General features: G+C 67.2%; 15 protein-coding genes. 12 read left to right on the top strand and 3 right to left on the bottom strand.

The features are described 5' to 3' along the window. Positions 1 to 5 precede the first annotated feature (5 nt). Positions 6 to 2,393 (bottom strand): TonB-dependent receptor plug domain-containing protein, encoded by a 2,388-nt coding sequence (locus tag ARC63_RS01480; protein WP_057502350.1) that lies wholly within the window; start codon positions 2,391 to 2,393, stop codon positions 6 to 8. 334 nt (positions 2,394 to 2,727) lie between these two features. On the opposite strand from ARC63_RS01480, the gene ARC63_RS01485 reads away from it, so the two are divergent. Next, positions 2,728 to 4,593: an ABC-F family ATP-binding cassette domain-containing protein gene (locus ARC63_RS01485; protein ID WP_057502351.1), complete on the top strand. Its 1,866-nt coding sequence runs from the start codon at positions 2,728 to 2,730 to the stop codon at positions 4,591 to 4,593. Between the two features lie 91 nt (positions 4,594 to 4,684). On the opposite strand, the gene ampR is transcribed toward ARC63_RS01485, so the two are convergent. Further along, positions 4,685 to 5,548: a LysR family transcriptional regulator AmpR gene (ampR, locus tag ARC63_RS01490; RefSeq protein WP_010481573.1), complete on the bottom strand. Its 864-nt coding sequence runs from the start codon at positions 5,546 to 5,548 to the stop codon at positions 4,685 to 4,687. 175 nt (positions 5,549 to 5,723) lie between these two features. Between ampR and blaL2 the strand changes: the two genes are divergently transcribed. The 3 genes from blaL2 to ARC63_RS01505 all read left to right on the top strand — a co-directional run bounded on the left by blaL2 (position 5,724) and on the right by ARC63_RS01505 (position 8,635). Continuing rightward, on the top strand, positions 5,724 to 6,635 hold the full coding sequence (blaL2, locus tag ARC63_RS01495) for a L2 family extended-spectrum class A beta-lactamase (RefSeq protein ID WP_057502352.1): 912 nt from the start codon (positions 5,724 to 5,726) through the stop codon (positions 6,633 to 6,635). 85 nt (positions 6,636 to 6,720) lie between these two features. Next, positions 6,721 to 7,935 (top strand): cation:proton antiporter, encoded by a 1,215-nt coding sequence (locus tag ARC63_RS01500; protein WP_010481576.1) that lies wholly within the window; start codon positions 6,721 to 6,723, stop codon positions 7,933 to 7,935. A 55-nt stretch (positions 7,936 to 7,990) separates the two neighbouring features. Further along, positions 7,991 to 8,635, top strand: coding sequence for a hypothetical protein (locus ARC63_RS01505; RefSeq protein ID WP_019337537.1), 645 nt, complete (start codon positions 7,991 to 7,993; stop codon positions 8,633 to 8,635). Positions 8,636 to 8,711: 76 nt separating this feature from the next. Here the strand turns inward: ARC63_RS01505 and ARC63_RS01510 are convergent, their stop codons facing one another. After that, the gene (locus ARC63_RS01510; RefSeq protein WP_010481580.1) at positions 8,712 to 9,455 is read right to left on the bottom strand and encodes a DUF3011 domain-containing protein; all 744 of its coding nucleotides are present in this window, start codon (positions 9,453 to 9,455) and stop codon (positions 8,712 to 8,714) included. Positions 9,456 to 9,614: 159 nt separating this feature from the next. On the opposite strand from ARC63_RS01510, the gene aspS reads away from it, so the two are divergent. The 8 genes from aspS to ARC63_RS01550 all read left to right on the top strand — a co-directional run bounded on the left by aspS (position 9,615) and on the right by ARC63_RS01550 (position 17,075). Further along, the gene (aspS, locus tag ARC63_RS01515; RefSeq protein WP_057502353.1) at positions 9,615 to 11,366 is read left to right on the top strand and encodes an aspartate--tRNA ligase; all 1,752 of its coding nucleotides are present in this window, start codon (positions 9,615 to 9,617) and stop codon (positions 11,364 to 11,366) included. Between the two features lie 16 nt (positions 11,367 to 11,382). Further along, the gene (locus ARC63_RS23460) at positions 11,383 to 11,703 is read left to right on the top strand and encodes a hypothetical protein (protein ID WP_019337538.1); all 321 of its coding nucleotides are present in this window, start codon (positions 11,383 to 11,385) and stop codon (positions 11,701 to 11,703) included. A gap of 31 nt (positions 11,704 to 11,734) precedes the next feature. Further along, a complete protein-coding gene (locus ARC63_RS01525) occupies positions 11,735 to 12,256 on the top strand; it encodes a GNAT family N-acetyltransferase (RefSeq protein WP_019337539.1) in 522 nt (173 codons plus the stop codon). Between the two features lie 75 nt (positions 12,257 to 12,331). After that, on the top strand, positions 12,332 to 12,964 hold the full coding sequence (locus ARC63_RS01530; RefSeq protein WP_029379762.1) for an esterase/lipase family protein: 633 nt from the start codon (positions 12,332 to 12,334) through the stop codon (positions 12,962 to 12,964). Positions 12,965 to 13,140: 176 nt separating this feature from the next. Then, a complete protein-coding gene (locus tag ARC63_RS01535; RefSeq protein ID WP_010481589.1) occupies positions 13,141 to 13,872 on the top strand; it encodes a YebC/PmpR family DNA-binding transcriptional regulator in 732 nt (243 codons plus the stop codon). 105 nt (positions 13,873 to 13,977) lie between these two features. After that, positions 13,978 to 14,499, top strand: a complete 522-nt coding sequence (gene ruvC, locus ARC63_RS01540) for a crossover junction endodeoxyribonuclease RuvC (RefSeq protein WP_010481590.1) — start codon at positions 13,978 to 13,980, stop codon at positions 14,497 to 14,499. Positions 14,500 to 14,512: 13 nt separating this feature from the next. Further along, positions 14,513 to 15,106: a Holliday junction branch migration protein RuvA gene (gene ruvA, locus ARC63_RS01545; protein WP_010481591.1), complete on the top strand. Its 594-nt coding sequence runs from the start codon at positions 14,513 to 14,515 to the stop codon at positions 15,104 to 15,106. Positions 15,107 to 15,224: 118 nt separating this feature from the next. Further along, a complete protein-coding gene (locus ARC63_RS01550; protein ID WP_228355374.1) occupies positions 15,225 to 17,075 on the top strand; it encodes a potassium transporter Kup in 1,851 nt (616 codons plus the stop codon). Positions 17,076 to 17,197: the final 122 nt, after the last annotated feature.

Consider the following 17,197-nt stretch of genomic DNA (forward strand, 5'->3'; position numbering starts at 1 on the left):
ACCGCTTACCAGGTGTACTTGATCCGCCCGTACACATACGCGCCGTTGAAGCCGAACGGCGAGTAGTTGCTGTACGGCAGCATGCCGAAGGTGGAGTTCTGCAGGTCTTCGGTGCGGTCCGGGTACTTGTCCAGCAGGTTGTCGGCGCCCACGGTCAGGGTCCAGTTGCTGCTCGGCTTGTAGCTGGCCGAGGCATCCACCACCCAGGCATCGCCGTAGGTCTGGTCGCGCAGCGCGGTGGCCGAGTTGCGCACGGTGAACTTGCCGTAGCGGGTTGCGGCCAGGCCCAGTTCCCAGTGATCCGAACGCCAGGTGCCGCTCAGGATCGCCTTGTCGCGCGGGTAGCTGTCCTCGATGCGGCCGATCTCATCACGGCCGATCAGCGACTGGGTCAGGCCCAGCGTGCCAAACACCGCCGGGGTGCCGCCGATGCGGCGCACTTCGGTGTCGTTGTAGCTGTAAGCCGCGGTCAATTCCAGGCTGCTGGCGGTGAACGGCACCGTGTAGCTGGACACAAAGTCCACGCCACGGGTGCGCGTATCCAGGCCGTTGGTGAAGTACGAGAACGCGGTCACCTGCGGCAGGCCGAGGGTGCCCAGCAGCGCGCTGGTGGCCGCGTTGGTCGTGATGCTGGACGAGAGCGAGATGCGGTCATCAATGTCGATCTGATAGGCATCGACGGTGATGTACAGGCGGTCGACCGGCTGCAGCACCAGGCCCAGGCTGTAGGAGGTGGAGGTCTCGGCCTTCAACGGCGAGGCGCCCAGTGCCTGCGCGGCCGGGCTGGTGGTCGGGAAGGTGCCGCGTTCAACGAACACGCCATTGAGGAACTGGCTGGTGACGGCCTGGTAACCCTGCTGCGCCAGCGACGGTGCGCGGAAGCCGCTGGAGGCGGTTGCCCGCAGCGCAACCTTGTCGGTGAATGCATAGCGCGCCGACAGCTTGCCGGAGAAGCGGTCGCCGAAGTCCGAGTAGTCCTCGTAGCGGCCGGTAATGCCCGCCGAGAACTTCTCGGTCAGGTCCGCTTCCAGGCCTGCATAGACCGCGTAGTTGTGGCGGTCGGCATGCACTTCATTGGTCGGGGTGAAGCCCGCGAAGCCCTGCGCGCCGCTGCCGGTGTACGAGTTCAGTTCGCCCGGGTTCTGGTCCCACTTCTCCTTGCGGTACTCACCGCCGAAGGACAGCGTGACCGGGTAGGCCAGGCCCCAGTCCAGCGACTTGGTCAGATCGGCATTGAAGATGTCCTGCTGGTACTTCAGCGTGCCGTCGTAGAACGAGCGCGGGCTGGTCGCGCCGAGGCTGTAGTTGATGCTGTTGCGGGTGTGGAAGTCCAGAGTGTTCTCGCCGTGGTTCAGGCTCAGGTCCCAGGTCCAGCCGTTGTCGGTGTTGCCCTTGACCCCGGCCACCAGCGAGCGGTCCTTGGAGTACTGGTTGATCTCCGGCACGAAGCCGTCCGGGTAGGTCTGCGCCAGCAGCGCGCTCTGCCCGTTGTGGTTGCGCGAACGGTAGAACGCGAACGAGGTGATGTCGCGGTTGCTCAGCAGCGCGCTGGCGTAGCCGGTCACGTGGTCGCTGAAGTCGAAGCTCGCGTTGGCCGATGCCGCGGTCGCATCCACGCGCGGGTCGCCGACGATGAAGGTCTTCTGGCCGATGCTCGGGAAGTTACCGGTGTTCGGCGTGGTGCCGCGGTACGGGCCGGCGCGGTTGCTTTCGTCCTGCTGGCTGATCTGGCCGGCCACGTGCACGCGGCCACGGCCGTTGCCGAACTCGACGCCGGTATCGCCGGAGAGCTGGTACTTGTTGCCGTCACCGGCCGAGTACTGGCCGTAGTCCACCGCCAGGCTGCCGCCACTGCCGCTGCCCTTGAGCACGATGTTGATGACGCCTGCAATGGCGTCCGAGCCGTACTGTGCCGACGCACCGTCACGCAGCACTTCCACGCGCTCGATGGCGGCGATCGGAATCGCGTTGATGTCCACGGCGGACGAGCCACGGCCGATGCTGCCGTTGACGTTGATCATCGCCGAGGTATGGCGGCGCTTGCCGTTGACCAGCACCAGCACCTGGTCGGGTGACAGGCCGCGCAGCTGCGCCGGGCGCACGCCGCTGGTGCCATCGGTCAGGGCCGGGCGCGGGAAGTTCAGCGAGGGCAGGGCGCGCGACAGCGCCGTGGCCAGTTCACTGGTGCCGGTGGACTGCAGTGCTTCGGGGGTGATGATGTCGATCGGCGACTGCGATTCGGCGACCGTGCGGTCGGCCACGCGGGTGCCGGTGACGATCACCGTGTCCAGGGTGTTGGCGGCGGTGCCGGCCTGCTGGGCAGCGGCAACGAACGGAGAGCCACCGAGTGCGACAGCGACGGCGGCGGCGATCAGGCTGGTCTTGCGGGTCATCGGGATGGGGCTCCGGTTGGCGGGGGCGGCACCGGAATCGACATCACGGGGGTGAGGCGGACGGCGGTTGTTGCGGTGCGCAAAGCAGGAATTAACGGGATATTCAGTGGCTGTCAAATGCCGGTCATCGGGAAAAACGTTGCAGAAGCAACCATTTAGCCCGGATCGGAGCTTGCGGGGAGGGGCCCGGGAGGCGCGCGGCGAGGACGTGGGAGAGAGAAACGCCGGCCGCTGCGCATCCCGGGGCGCGTCAAGTATTCGTTAACGCTAGAATTGCGTCGCAGGAACAGTGCTCACCAGCACATTCCATTCGGTTATATGGACGCCTCCCCCGATGATCTCCCTTCGTAATTTCGCCTTGCGCCGCGGCGAGCGGCTGCTGTTGTCCAATGTCGACCTGACCCTGCACGCCGGTTACCGGGTGGGTGTGGTCGGCCGCAACGGTGCTGGCAAGTCCAGCCTGTTCGCGGCGGTGAAGGGCGAGCTGGAGGCGGACAAGGGCGATGTCGATCTGCCCGGCAAGGTGCGCATCGCCAGCGTTGCCCAGGAAACCCCGTCGCTTCCCGACCCGGCGCTGAGCTTCGTGCTGGGCGGCGACATCGAAGTGGCCGCGGTGCTGGCCGCCGAGGCCGAGGCCACCGCCCGTGAAGACTGGGAAGCGGTGGCCGAAGCCCACACGAAGATGGCCGAGCTCAATGCCTACGACGCCGAAGCGCGCGCCGGCAAGCTGCTGCATGGCCTCGGCTTCCCGGCCGAGACCCACCATCGCGCGGTGTCCTCGTTCTCCGGCGGCTGGCGCGTGCGCCTGAACCTGGCCCGCGCGCTGATGATGCCCAGTGACCTGCTGCTGCTGGACGAACCAACCAACCACCTGGATCTGGACGCGGTGTATTGGCTGGAGCAGTGGCTGCTGAAGTACCCGGGCACCCTGCTGCTGATCTCGCATGACCGCGAGTTCCTCGACAACGTGGCCACCCACACCCTGCACCTGCACGGTGGCGGCGCCAAGCTCTACCCGGGCGGCTACACCGACTTCGAGCGCCAGCGCGCCGAACAGCTGCGCCAGCAGCAGATCGCGCACGAGAAGGAACAGGCCGAGCGCGCCCACCTGCAGAGCTTCATCGACCGCTTCAAGGCGCAGGCCAGCAAGGCCGCGCAGGCGCAGAGCCGCATGAAGCGCCTGGCCAAGCTGGCCGGTACCGAAGCGGTGCGTGCCGAGCGCGAGTTCCGCATCGAATTCGCGCCGCCGGCCAAGCTGCCGTTCTCATTGATTCGCCTGAACCACGTCGAGGCCGGTTACGGCAAGAATGCGGTGATCCTGCACAACGTCGGCTTCGGCTTGGAAGCGGGCCAGCGCATCGGCCTGCTCGGCCCGAACGGTGCGGGTAAAACCACCCTGGTGAAAACCCTGGTGGGCGAACTGGCACCGATCGTGGGCGAGCGCATGGCGCATCCCGACCTGAAGATCGGCTACTTCGCCCAGCACACGGTGGAGTCGCTGCACGAAGGCCAGTCGCCGATGGAGCACTTCCGCGAAATCGCCCCGGATGCGCCGAACCAGTCGTTCCGCGATTTCCTTGGCAAGTGGAATTTCCCGGGCGACCGCGCGTTCGAGCCGGTCGATGGTTTCTCCGGTGGCGAGCGCGCACGCCTGGCGCTGGCGCTGATCGCCTGGCAGCAGCCGAACGTGCTGCTGCTGGACGAACCGACCAACCACCTTGACCTGGAAATGCGCGAAGCGCTGGCCGAAGCACTGGCCACCTTCGAAGGCGCGATCGTGATGGTCTCGCACGACCGCCACCTGATCGGCCTGGTCTGCGATACCTATTGGCGCGTGGCTGATGGCGTGGTCGAGCCGTTCGACGGCGATCTGGATGCCTACGCCGCATGGCTGCGTACCCGCCCGCAGGCACAGGGCACCAAGGCCCGCATGGAGCAGGTGGAAGAGCCGGTGGGGGTCAAGACCGCGCCGGTGGCGCAGGTGGTGCAGAAAAAGCCGGTGAACCCGCACAAGCTGGCCGCCGCCGAGGCCAAGGTGGCCGAGCTGGAAGGCGCGCTGGCCGAGCTGGACCGCCAGTTGGCCGACCCGGCCAACTACGCCGATGCCACCCGCATGGCGGTGATCGGCCGTGACCGCGAAACCGCCGCCGCGCAGCTTGAAAAGGCCGAAGCGGCCTGGATGGAACTGCTGGAGTCCTGATGCCATCGGTAGCGCCGGGCCATGCCCGGCGAGCGCAACGGATCGCAAAAGCCGCCGGGCATGGCCCGGCGCTACCCACGTCGCCTGCGTTTCATCCCTGCGCCTGCAGCCATTCGCGGAATCGCTTCGCCGGTTCACGCTCGGCGCGCGAGCGCAATCGCGTCAGCCAGTAGCGCCCCAGCTCCAGCGTGGTGCTGAACGGCTGCAGCAGGCGACCTTCGGCCAGCTCCTGCTCGAACATGCGCAGCGGCAGCAGCGCCACGCCGGCGCCGCCGACCGCGGCCATCGCCACTGTCAATGACGAATCAAACACCGGCCCGCGGGCTTCCACGCCACTCACTCCTGCCGCCTGCAACCAGCGCGGCCATTCGTCGCTGCGGTAGGAGCGCAGCAGCGGCAGCGTGCCCAGGTCGCGCGGCTGTTTCAGCCGCCGTGCCAGTGCCGGCGCGCACAGCGGCGCGAACGGCGCGTCGAGGATCGCCGTGCAGGCCTGGCCCTGCCAATCGCCATCGCCAAACCGGATGGCCAGGTCCAGGCCTTCGCCGGCCAGGTCGATGCGGTTGTTGTGGGTCTGCAGGCGCAGCTCGATGTCCGGGTGCGCGGCCTCGAATGCGGCCAGCCGTGGCAGCAGCCAGCCGGTGGCGAAGGTGCCGACCACGCCCAGCGTCAGCACTTCACGGGCCGGCCCGCCGGTATAGCGCGCAATGCTGGCGGAGATGCGCTCGAACGATTCGTTGAGCACCGGATACAGCGCCGCGCCTTCGTCGGTGAGCGCCACGCCGCGAGGCAGTCGGTGGAACAGGCGGATGCCGAGCCGGTCCTCCAGCCCACGGATCTGGTGGCTCAGCGCGGCCTGGCTGACACACAGCTCCAGCGCGGCACGGGTGAAGTTCTGGTGGCGGGCGGCGGCCTCGAAGGCGCGCAGCGCGTTCAGTGGCAGGGTGGGATGCAGCATCGTCGAGTCGTGAGCCTGGATGATGGCTGATCCTAACGCCTGGGCAGGGAAGGCCGCTAATCGCAGGAATTGATGCAATGGGCATCAATAAATCTAATGGCTTGTGCTGAATTTTCGCGCTGGTCGTCCTGGCCGTGGGTTCCAATAATCGAACGGTCCCCAGGAGAACCCCCGCATGCTCGCCCGTCGCCGATTCCTGCAGTTCAGTGGTGCCGCTGTTGCTTCTTCGCTTGCCCTGCCGTTGCTGGCACGTGCAGCGGGCAAGGCCGCCGCCAGCGAACCCACAGATGCCGCCATCAACGCCGCCGGTGATTTCGCCGCGCTGGAAAAGGCCTGCGCAGGACGCTTGGGCGTGACCCTGCTCGATACCGCAAGCAGTCGCCGCGTCGGCCATCGCCAGGACGAGCGCTTCCCGATGTGCAGCACCTTCAAGAGCATGCTGGCCGCGACCGTGCTCAGCCAGGCCGAGCGCGCACCCGCGCTGCTCGACCGGCGCGTACCGGTGCGCGAGGCCGACCTGCTCTCGCACGCACCGGTCACCCGCCGTCATGCCGGCAAGGATATGACCGTGCGCGACCTGTGCCGGGCCACGATCATCACCAGCGACAACACCGCCGCCAACCTGTTGTTCGGCGTGGTCGGTGGCCCGCCGGCGGTGACCGCGTTCCTGCGCGCCAGCGGTGATGCGGTCAGCCGCAGCGACCGGCTGGAGCCGGAAATGAACAGCTTCGCCGAAGGCGACCCGCGCGACACCACCACACCGGCGGCGATGGCTGGTTCGCTGCAGCGTGTGGTGCTGGGGACAGTGCTGCAGCCGGCATCGCGGCAGCAGCTGGCCGACTGGCTGATCGACAACGAGACCGGCGACGCCTGCCTGCGCGCGGGCCTCGGCAAGCGCTGGCGCGTTGGCGACAAGACCGGCAGCAATGGCGAGGACGCGCGCAACGACATCGCCGTGTTGTGGCCGCGCGCGGGCGGCGCACCGTGGGTGCTGACCGCCTATCTGCAGGCCGGCGCGATCAGCAATGAGCAGCGCGCCCTGGTGCTGGCCCAGGTGGGCCGGATCGCCGATCGACTGATTGGATGAGGTAACCGGGGTCATTCAAACGTGGCTTGCCGGATCGGTTCGGCGCGCGCATCCTGCGCGCGTTCGAACCCCACGGAAGACCCCGATGAGCCATGAGTTGATCTACCTGCTGCTGATCTTCGCGCTGCTGGTGATCCCGCGCGCGCTGCAGCGCTTCAGCCTGCCCGCACCCCTGACCTGCCTGCTGTTCGGCATCATCGGCATGCTCTGGCTGGGCGACCAGGCCCACGATGCGGTGATCGGCCTGCTGGCCACGCTGGGGATTTCCTCGCTGTTCCTGTTCGCCGGCCTGGAAGTGGACCTGCAGGCGCTGCGCCGTGGCATGTGGCCGCTGCTGGCGCATCTGGTGATCCGTACCGGCACGCTGTTCGGCGTAGGCTGGCTGGCCTGGCGCTACGCGGGATTGCCCTGGCAGGCTGCCGGCCTGCTGGCCCTGGCGCTGCTGACGCCCTCCACCGGTTTCATCATGGATTCGCTGTCGCGGCTGGGCCTGAGCGAGGACGAGCGGTTCTGGGTGACCAGCAAGGCCATCGCCGGCGAACTGCTGGCGCTGGCGGCGTTGTTCATCGTGCTGCAGGCGGGCGATCCGGGGCATATGGCGCTGTCCAGCCTGGCCCTGCTGGCGATGATGGTCGGCCTGCCGCTGCTGTTCATCGGCCTGGGCCGTTGGGTGGCGCCGCACGCGCCGGGCTCGGAATTCTCGCTGCTGGTGATGGTGGGCATGGTCGCGGCCTACATCACCTACCTGCTGGGCGTGTACTACCTGGTCGGCGCGTTCATCGCCGGGCTGGTCGCGCGCCTGCTGCACCAGCGCATGCCGTTGCTGGCCTCGCACGAGAACCTGCATGCGCTGCGCCTGTTCGCCTCGTTCTTCGTGCCGTTCTACTTCTTCAACGCCGGCACCAAGGTGCCCGCCGAAGCGCTCAGCTTCGAGGCCCTGGGGCTGGGCATCGTGATCACCCTGGTGGTGCTGCCGCTGCGCATCGGCGTGGTCTGGCTGCAGCGCCGGGTCATGTTCGGCGAGAGCTTCCGCAGCAGCCTGCGGGTCTCGCTGGCGTTGGCTCCGACCCTCATCTTCACCCTGGTGCTGGCGGCGATCATGCGCGAGCGCTTCCAGATTCCGGCGGTGCTGTTCGGCGCGCTGTTGCTGTATGCGGCGTTGACCACGCTGCTGCCGTCGCTGGTGTTCCGTACCCCGTTCGATGTCGATCCGGTCGAGCAGGAACCTGCAGGTGAAGGCGAAGCCGCGCCGGTGGCAGCCACAGAAACACTGCCGGCGGCATCTGCCCTCGATCGCTGAGCGGATGCTGCGCGTGCGGTTTGCGCACTTCGGCCATGGCCGTTAGGGTTGGGGTATGAAACTGCCTGCCGCCGTCACCGCTTCCGTCCTCCTGCTCAGCCTTGCTGCCTGTACGCAGCGCTCCGACACGGTCGCCCATGATCTGGCGACCGCACCGGCCGATGCCTTCATGGCCGCCATCGCCGCGCATTGCGGCCAGGCTTACGCCGGCAAGGTGGTGGAGGACACGCCGGCGCCGACAGGGAAGGACCCGTTCGCCGGGCAGCGTCTGGTGATGCATGTGCGCGGCTGCGCCGATCCGGCGCATGAGCTGCGCATCCCGTTCCACGTGGGGGATGACCACTCGCGTACCTGGGTGCTGATCCGCACGCCGAACGGGCTGCGCCTGAAGCACGACCATCGCCACGAAGACGGCAGCCCCGACGCGATCACCCTGTACGGTGGCGACAGCACGCCGCCGGGCACTGCCGAGCGCCAGCAGTTCCCGGCCGATGCCGATTCGGTGGCGATGTTCCGCCGCGCCGACATGCTGGCCTCCACGCACAACACCTGGGCGATGGAAATCGACCCCGACCAGACGTTCGTCTACGAGCTGACGCGCCCGGACGGCCGCCGCTTCCGCGTGCAGTTCGATCTGAGCAAGCCGGTCGACCTGCCGCCGCCGCCTTGGGGTGATGAGGCCGCGCAGCCAGCCCGGTAGCGCCGGGCCGTGCCCGGCGGGTTTTCTGCAGTTGACCGCGCCACTGCGCTCGCCGGGCATGGCCCGGCGCTACCCCTCACCGCGTGCCGAAACGTGCCCGGCAGCCGTTGCTCACCCACACCTGGCCACGCGAGTAGCCCCAGCTGCGGCCTTCCTGGCAGGCACTGCCGGACAGCTGCTGCTGCAGCACCGGACGGCCCTGGCGCTCATCCCAGTCGCAGGTCTGCGAGCGGTTGTTGTTGCTGCTGCAGGTCACCGTGTAATTGCTGTTTCCGCCGCCCCAGCCACCGCCGCCACCGCCCCAGCCACGGGCTTCGGCGAATTCGGCACGGCAACCGCCACTGACCCAGACTGCGCCATTGCGCACGCCCCAGGTACGCCCTTCGTTGCAGGGGCTGCCAGACAGCTGGCGGACCAGGCGGGCATTGCGCCAGCCGACCGGGCAGCTGCGCTCACGGTTGTTCTGGCTCTCGCAGCGGATGGTCTCGCCGGGCCGGCCGTTGTTGCCGCCCCAGCCACCGCCATTGCCGCCGCCCCAGCCACCGCGGGCCTCGACGAACTCCGCTCGGCAGCCGTTGGTGACCCAGATGCTGCCGTTACGGCTGCCCCAGGTTCGTCCTTCATCACAGTCCGAGCCGGACAGCTGGCGCACCAGCTGCGCATTGCGCCAGCCGGTGTTGCAGACCCGTTCGCGGTTGTTCTGGCTCTCGCAGCGGACCACGCCGCTCTGCGCATGCGCGGAAGGGGCGGGCAGGGCAAGGGTACCCAGGGCACCCAGGCTGAGGGTTACGGCCAGGCTGGCCAGGGACAGCGGTTTCATGGCGGCATCCCATACGGTGGCAGGTGCCCGACTATAGGGAGGGGGGGCGATCAAGCCGGTGTGACTGGCCGGATTTGCCCCGGCCGGGGCCTCGGCCGCAGAATACGAGGCTTTCCGGCCCCCATCCGGTGCCGGCGTTCTCCAGCGGAGCTTCCCCCCATGCGTACCCACTTCTGCGGCCTGGTCGATGAGACCCTGATTGGCCAGACTGTCACCCTCGCCGGCTGGACCGACGTGGCCCGTAACCAGGGCGGCGTCTGCTTCATCGATCTTCGAGATCATGAAGGCATCGTGCAGGTGACCGTGGAAGTCGACAACGCCGACGTGTTCGCCGTGGCCGCGTCGCTGGGCTATGAGGACGTGCTGCAGGTGGAAGGCGTGGTGCGTGCCCGCCACGCGGTGAACGACAAGATGCGCACCGGCAAGGTGGAAGTGATCGCCACTGCCATCACCGTGCTGAACAAGGCCGCGCCGCTGCCGTTCCACGCCCACGAGAACCCGGGCGAAGAAACCCGCCTGAAGTACCGCTACCTGGACCTGCGCCGCCCGGAAATGCAGCGCATGCAGCGCACCCGCATCAAGCTGGTGCAGGCCCTGCGCCGCCACCTGGACGAGAAGGGCTTCCAGGACATCGAGACCCCGATCCTGACCAAGGCCACCCCGGAAGGCGCCCGCGACTTCCTGGTGCCGGCGCGCATGCACCCGGGCGAGTTCTACGCCCTGCCGCAGAGCCCGCAGCTGTTCAAGCAGATCCTGATGGTGGCCGGCTTCGACCGTTACTACCAGATCGCGCGCTGCTTCCGCGACGAAGCCCTGCGTGCCGACCGCCAGCTGGAATTCACCCAGCTGGACATGGAATTCGCCTTCGTCCGCGAGCGCGACGTGCAGGACTTCGTCGAAGACATGATCCGCGCCATCTTCAAGGAAGTGGTGGACGTGCAGCTGGACGCCAGCTTCCCGCGCATGACCTGGGCCGAGGCGATGCGTCGCTACGGTTCGGACAAGCCGGACCTGCGCATCGCGCTGGAACTGGTGGACGTGGCCGAGCTGGTCAAGGACAGCGAATTTGCCGTGTTCACCGGCCCGGCCCACGATGCCGAAGGCCGCGTTGCCGCGCTGCGCATCCCGGGCGGCGCAGCGCTCAGCCGCAAGCAGATCGACGAGTACGCCGCGCATGCCGCCAAGTACGGTGCCAAGGGTCTGGCCTACATCAAGATCGCCGACAACGGCGAAGTCAGCTCGCCGATCCAGAAGTTCTTCAGCGAGGAATCCTTCGCTGCGCTGGTCGCGCACGTCGGCGCCGGCAACGGCGACATCGTGTTCTTCGGTGCCGGTGGCTACAACAAGGTCTCCGACTTCATGGGCGCGCTGCGCCTGAAGGCCGGCAAGGACTTCGGCCTGGTCGCCGACGGCTGGGCACCGCTGTGGGTCACCGACTTCCCGATGTTCGAGTGGGACGAGGAAGAACAGCGCTACGTCGCCCTGCATCACCCCTTCACCGCACCGGCCGTGGACGACATCGCCGACCTGCGCGCCAACGCCCGTACCGCCGTCTCGCGCGGCTACGACATGGTGCTCAACGGCAATGAGATCGGCGGTGGTTCGATCCGTATTCACCGTCCGGACATGCAGAGCGCAGTGTTCGAGCTGCTCGGCATCGGTGCCGAAGAAGCCCGCGCCAAGTTCGGCTTCCTGCTCGACGCGCTGAACTACGGCGCGCCGCCGCACGGTGGCATCGCCTTCGGCATCGACCGCATCGCCGCGCTGATGGCCGGCACCGAGTCGATCCGCGACGTCATCCCGTTCCCGAAGACCACCGGTGCACAGGATCTGATGACCGACGCGCCGTCGCCGATCGTCGACGCGCAGCTGGCCGAAGTGCACATCCAGGTTCGCCCCAAGACCAACTGATCAGGAGATCCAGGCAATGACCGAGTTCGCGTTTTCGCTGGAGTGGGAAAAGCTGGGCAATGAAGGCGCCGAGGCCAATCTGGTCACCGAGCGTGCACGCGTGTTCGGCGGTTGGCTGGTTCGTGTGGGTACCAACCCGGCGGCGATGGCCCTGACCTTCGTCGCCGACGGCGAAGGCCGTTGGGACGGTGAAGACTTCGGCGTCGAGGATTATGAGGACGACGAAGAGGAAGAGTACGACGAGGACGAGGAAGGCGAGGAAGAAGAGGACGAGGACGAAGAGGAATACGAGGAAGAGGACGAGGAAGAAGAAGCGGAGTCGCCTGAAAAGGCTTGACCCGCCCTTCGCCCTGACGTCAACTTCCTGCATGTATTCGATCCGCCGCGCTACTGTGGACGACGCGCCGACCCTGTCGGCGCTGGCTGCCCGCACGTTCACCGAAACCTTCGGCCATCTGTATCCGCCGCAGGACCTGCAGGCCTTCCTTGAGGAGGCCTACACGGTCGAGCGCCAGCGCGTGATCCTGGCCCACCCCGACTACGCGGTGTGGCTGCTGGAGCTGGACGGGGAGGCGGTCGGCCATGCCGCCGCCGGCCCCTGTGGCCTGCCGCATCCCGAGGTGAAACCCGGTGACGGCGAACTCAAGCGCCTGTACCTGATCAAGGCCCAGCAGAACTGTGGCTGGGGCAGCCGCCTGCTGGAAACCGCGCTGGCCTGGCTGGAGCACGAAGGCCCGCGCACGCTGTGGCTGGGCGTGTGGTCGGAGAACTTCGGCGCACAGCGCTTCTACGCCCGCTATGGATTCGAGAAGGCGGGCGAATATCTGTTCCCGGTCGGCGACACCCACGATCTTGAATTCATCCTGCGCCGCACACCGCGCGCAGCCTGACGTTCACCGCCGCTTGCTGCGCGCGCGTGTTCAATCACCGTACGTTCCCGCCCCGCTGACCGCCAGGCTGTTTGCATGACTCCCCCCGTATTGCTGCTGCATGGCATCTGGAACGCCCGTGCCTGGGTCGGGCCGCTGGCCTGGCGCCTGCGCGCACGTGGTTTCCAGGTGCACGCGTTCGGCTATTCCTCGGTATTCGGTGGTCCCGACGTGGCCGTGCCGCAGCTGCTGGAGCGGCTGACCGATGCCGGCCCGTTGTCGCTGGTCGGACACAGCCTGGGGGGATTGCTGGCGCTGGAGGCCTTGCGCCGCCAGCCGCAGCTGGATGTGCAGCGCGTGGTCTGCCTGGGCTCGCCGCTGCGCGGCAGTGGCACTGCGCGTTCGTTGTCCGAGCACGGCTGGGGCCTCGCGTTGGGGCGCAGCAGCGACCTGCTGCTGGATGGCCTGCCGGACTGGCAGGGCAGGGCCGAGGTTGGCCTGATCGCTGGTTCGGTGCCGCATGGGCTGGGCAGCTTGCTGGGGGCCATCGACGATGCCTCGGACGGCACCGTGGCCCTGGCTGAGACGCGCCTGCCGGGTCTGGCCGACCATTGCGTGGTCCGCACCAGCCACAGTGGCCTGGTGGTGTCGCCCGACGCCGCACGGCAGACCGCCCATTTCCTGCGCCACGGCCAGTTCGACCACAGCCGCGACGCGGCGGCGGCATAGGGGCAGGGGAGGCAGGGCCGCCCTGTAGAGCCGAGCCCATGCTCGGCTGCATTCCGTCGGGCCCATTGAGCCGAGCATGGGCTCGGCTCTACAACAATACGGGCCTAGACACGGTTGCAGCGCCCGATCAGGTAGAATCCGCGCCTTGATCCTGAAGCAGCCAGACGGTAGCACCCATGGGTAGAGGCCCCTCCATCGAAGCCCGCAAGAACGCGTCCGACGCGAAGCGCGGCAAGATTTTCACCAAGATCATCCGTGAGATCGGCGTTGCCGCGCGCGGCGGTGGAGGCGACCCCAACAACAACCCGCGCCTGCGCGTGGCGATGGACAAGGGCCTGGCCGTGAACATGTCCAAGGACGTGATCGAGCGCGCCATCAAGAAGGCCACCGGTGAACTGGAAGGCGTCGATTACGAGGAAATCCGCTACGAGGGCTATGCCCCGGGCGGCGTGGCCGTGATCGTCGACTGCCTGACCGACAACCGCGTGCGCACCGTGGCCGATGTCCGCCATGCGTTCAGCAAGTGCGGCGGCAACATGGGCACCGAAGGCTCGGTGGCCTTCATGTTCAAGCGCCTGGGCGTGCTCAGCTTCGCCCCGGGCGTCGACGAGGAAGCCATCACCGAGGCGGCCATCGAGGCCGGCGCCGATGACATCGTGGTCTATCCGGACGATGGCTCGATCGATGTGGTCACCAGCCCTGACGCGTTCAACGCGGTCAAGGATGCAATGACCGCTGCGGGCCATGTCGCCGACCATGCCGAGATCACCTTCCGCGCCGACAACGACATCAAGGTCGAAGGCGACGTTGCCCTGCAGGTCAAGAAGCTGCTGGACATGCTGGAAGACCTGGACGACGTGCAGGACGTGTACTCCAACGCCGAACTCGGCGCCGACGCCTACGCCTGAGCCGTCTTCGACGGCCTGGGCGCGGGCCGTTGAACGGTCACCGCGGACAGTCATGAGCCCATACGCCTGCCAGCGCCTCCCGTTCCGCCCCGCCAGGAGTGTCGCATGACCCGCATCCTCGGCATCGACCCCGGTTCGCAGCGGACCGGGGTCGGCATCATTGATGTCGACGCCACCGGAAAGGTCAGCCACGTGCATCACCAGCCGCTGGTGCTGCTGGGCGCCGACGATTTCCCGCAGCGCATGAAGCTGCTGGTGCTGGGCCTGGCCGACCTGTGCCGCGAGTACCAGCCGCAGGAAGTGGCCATCGAACGCGTGTTCATGGCCCGCAACCCCGATTCAGCACTGAAGCTGGGCCAGGCCCGTGGCGCGGCGATTTCCGCCGTGGTGCTGCGCGACCTGCCGGTGCATGAATATGCCGCCAGCGAGATCAAGCTGGCGGTGGTCGGTCGTGGTGGCGCCGAAAAGCAACAGGTTCAACACATGGTCGGGCTCATGCTCAACCTGAAAACCAAGCTGCAGGCCGACGCGGCCGACGCGTTGGCGGTGGCGATCACCCATGCCCACGTAAGGGCAACGGCCAACCGCCTGGGGCTCAGTGCCCGCCAGGCGTGGGGCCGCAAATGAGGAGCTGCACGCAATGATCGGTCGACTGCGCGGCATCGTCGCCTACAAGGCGCCGCCGTGGCTGGTGGTGGACGTGAACGGAGTGGGCTACGAGCTGGAGGCGCCGATGAGCACCTTCTATGACCTGCCCGAGCTCGGCCGCGAGGTCACCCTGTACACCCATTACGCGCAGAAGGAAGACAGCGTCTCGCTGTACGGCTTCCTGCGCGAGGGCGAGCGGCGCCTGTTCCGCGACGTGCAGAAGGTCAGTGGCATCGGCGCGAAGATCGCGCTGGCCGTGCTGTCCGGCGTCACCGTCGAGGAGTTCGCGCGCATGGTCCAGGCCGGTGACATCACCGCGCTGACCCGCATTCCGGGCATCGGCAAGAAGACCGCCGAGCGCATGGTGCTGGAGCTGCGTGACCGCGCCGCCCAGTTCGGCGCCGGCGGCGCACTGCCCACCGGCAGTGGCCCGGCCCCGGCCGACCCGCTGTCCGATGCGACCGTGGCGCTGCAGCAGCTGGGCTACAAGCCGGCTGAAGCCGCGCGCATGGCCCGCGACGCCTTCAATGAGGGCGACGAAGTGGCCACCGTGATCCGCAAGGCGCTGCAGTCGGCGCTGCGCTGACCTGCCTTTCTTTCCCCCAACCCACCGCCTGAGCTTCGCCAGGAGTCCCATGTCCAGCAGTCAAACCCCGCACGCCGCCGCCCCAGGCGGCCATGGTCACGCCCCTCCAGCCGGAGGCATGGCGCTGATCATTGGTGCGATCGGCGTGGTCTTCGGCGATATCGGTACCAGCCCGCTGTACACCCTGAAGGAGGCGTTCTCGCCGCACTACGGGCTCAACAGCGACCACGATACCGTGCTGGGCGTGCTGTCGCTGGCCTTCTGGGCACTGAACATCGTGGTCACGCTGAAGTATGTGACCATCATCATGCGCGCCGACAACGACGGCGAGGGCGGCATCATGGCGCTGATGGCGCTGACCCAGCGCACGCTGCGCAACGGTTCGCGCTCGGCTTATGTGGTGGGCATCCTCGGCATTTTCGGTGCCTCGCTGTTCTTCGGCGACGGCGTGATCACGCCGGCGATTTCGGTGCTGGGCGCCGTCGAAGGCCTGGAGGTGGCCGCGCCGGGCCTGCATGCCTTCATCGTGCCGATCACCGTGGTGGTACTGCTGATGGTGTTTGCCGCGCAGCGCTTTGGCACCGAGAAGATCGGCAAGGCCTTCGGCCCCATCACGTCGGTCTGGTTCATTTCGCTGGCCGCGATCGGTATCTACAACATCGTCGACGCGCCGGAAGTGCTGAAGGCCTTCAACCCCTGGTGGGCGATCCGCTTCTTCATGGAGCACAGCTGGCACGGCATCTTCATCCTCGGCGCGGTGGTGCTGGCAGTGACCGGCGGCGAAGCGCTGTACGCCGACATGGGCCATTTCGGCGCCAAGCCGATCCGCCACGCCTGGTATTTCTTCGTTCTGCCGTGCCTGGTGCTGAACTACCTGGGGCAGGGCGCACTGGTGCTCAACCATCCAGAGGCGCTGAAGAACCCCTTCTTCGAGGCGGTGCCGCCGTGGGCGCTGTATCCGATGATCATCCTGGCCACCATGGCCGCGGTGATCGCCTCGCAGTCGGTCATCACCGGTGCGTTCTCGGTCTCGCGCCAGGCCATGCAGCTGGGCTACATCCCGCGCATGCGCATCAAGCACACCTCGCACGACACCATTGGCCAGATCTACATCCCGGGCATCAACTGGGGCATCGCGGTGATGGTGATCGGCCTGGTGCTGGCCTTCCGCAGCTCGTCCAACCTGGCGGTGGCCTACGGCATCTCGGTGTCTGCGACGATGCTGATCGACACCCTGCTGCTGGCCCTGGTGGCACGCTCGCTGTGGCCGAAGGCACGCAAGTGGATCCTGCCGCTGTGCGTGGTGTTCTTCATCATCGACCTCGGCTTCGTCATCGCCAACGGTGCCAAGCTGCTGCAGGGCGCTTGGTTCCCGGTGGTGCTGGGCATCTTCCTGTTCACCATGATGCGCACCTGGCGCCGTGGCCGCGAGCTGCTGCGCGATGAGATCCGCAAGGACGGCATCCGCCTGGATACCTTCCTGCCGGGCCTGATGCTGGCACCGCCGGTACGTGTGCCGGGCACTGCGGTATTCCTCACCGCCGACCCGACCGTGGCCCCGCATGCGCTGATGCACAACCTCAAGCACAACAAGGTGCTGCACGAGCGCAACGTGTTCCTGCACGTGGAAACCCTGCCGATTCCGTATGCGATGGAAGGGCAGCGACTGAAGATCGAATCGATAGGCGACGAGTTCTATCGCGTCTACGTGCGCTTCGGCTTCATGGAGACCCCGGACGTGCCGCTGGCGCTGATGCGCTCGTGCGACCACGGCGGGATCTACTTCGACCCGATGGACACCACCTTCTTCGCCAGCCGCGAGACCATCGTCGCCACGGCCAATCGCGGCATGCCGATCTGGCGCGACAAGCTGTTCGCGTTGATGCACCGGAATGCCGCGCCCGCGACCGGCTTCTTCCGCATTCCGGGCAACCGATTGGTTGAGCTAGGCGCGCAGGTGGAGATTTAATCTCCACCGTCGATTCCTCCAGAGATCCGTCCACGCATGGCGTGGATCTACCGTGCCGACCAACGGTCGGCACCCACCAAAGCAGAACGCCGTTCCGACAGACCGCAGGAAACTGTCGAAGG

Origin of the sequence: Stenotrophomonas geniculata ATCC 19374 = JCM 13324 (assembly GCF_001431625.1) — a bacterium.
GTDB classification, from domain to species: domain Bacteria; phylum Pseudomonadota; class Gammaproteobacteria; order Xanthomonadales; family Xanthomonadaceae; genus Stenotrophomonas; species Stenotrophomonas geniculata.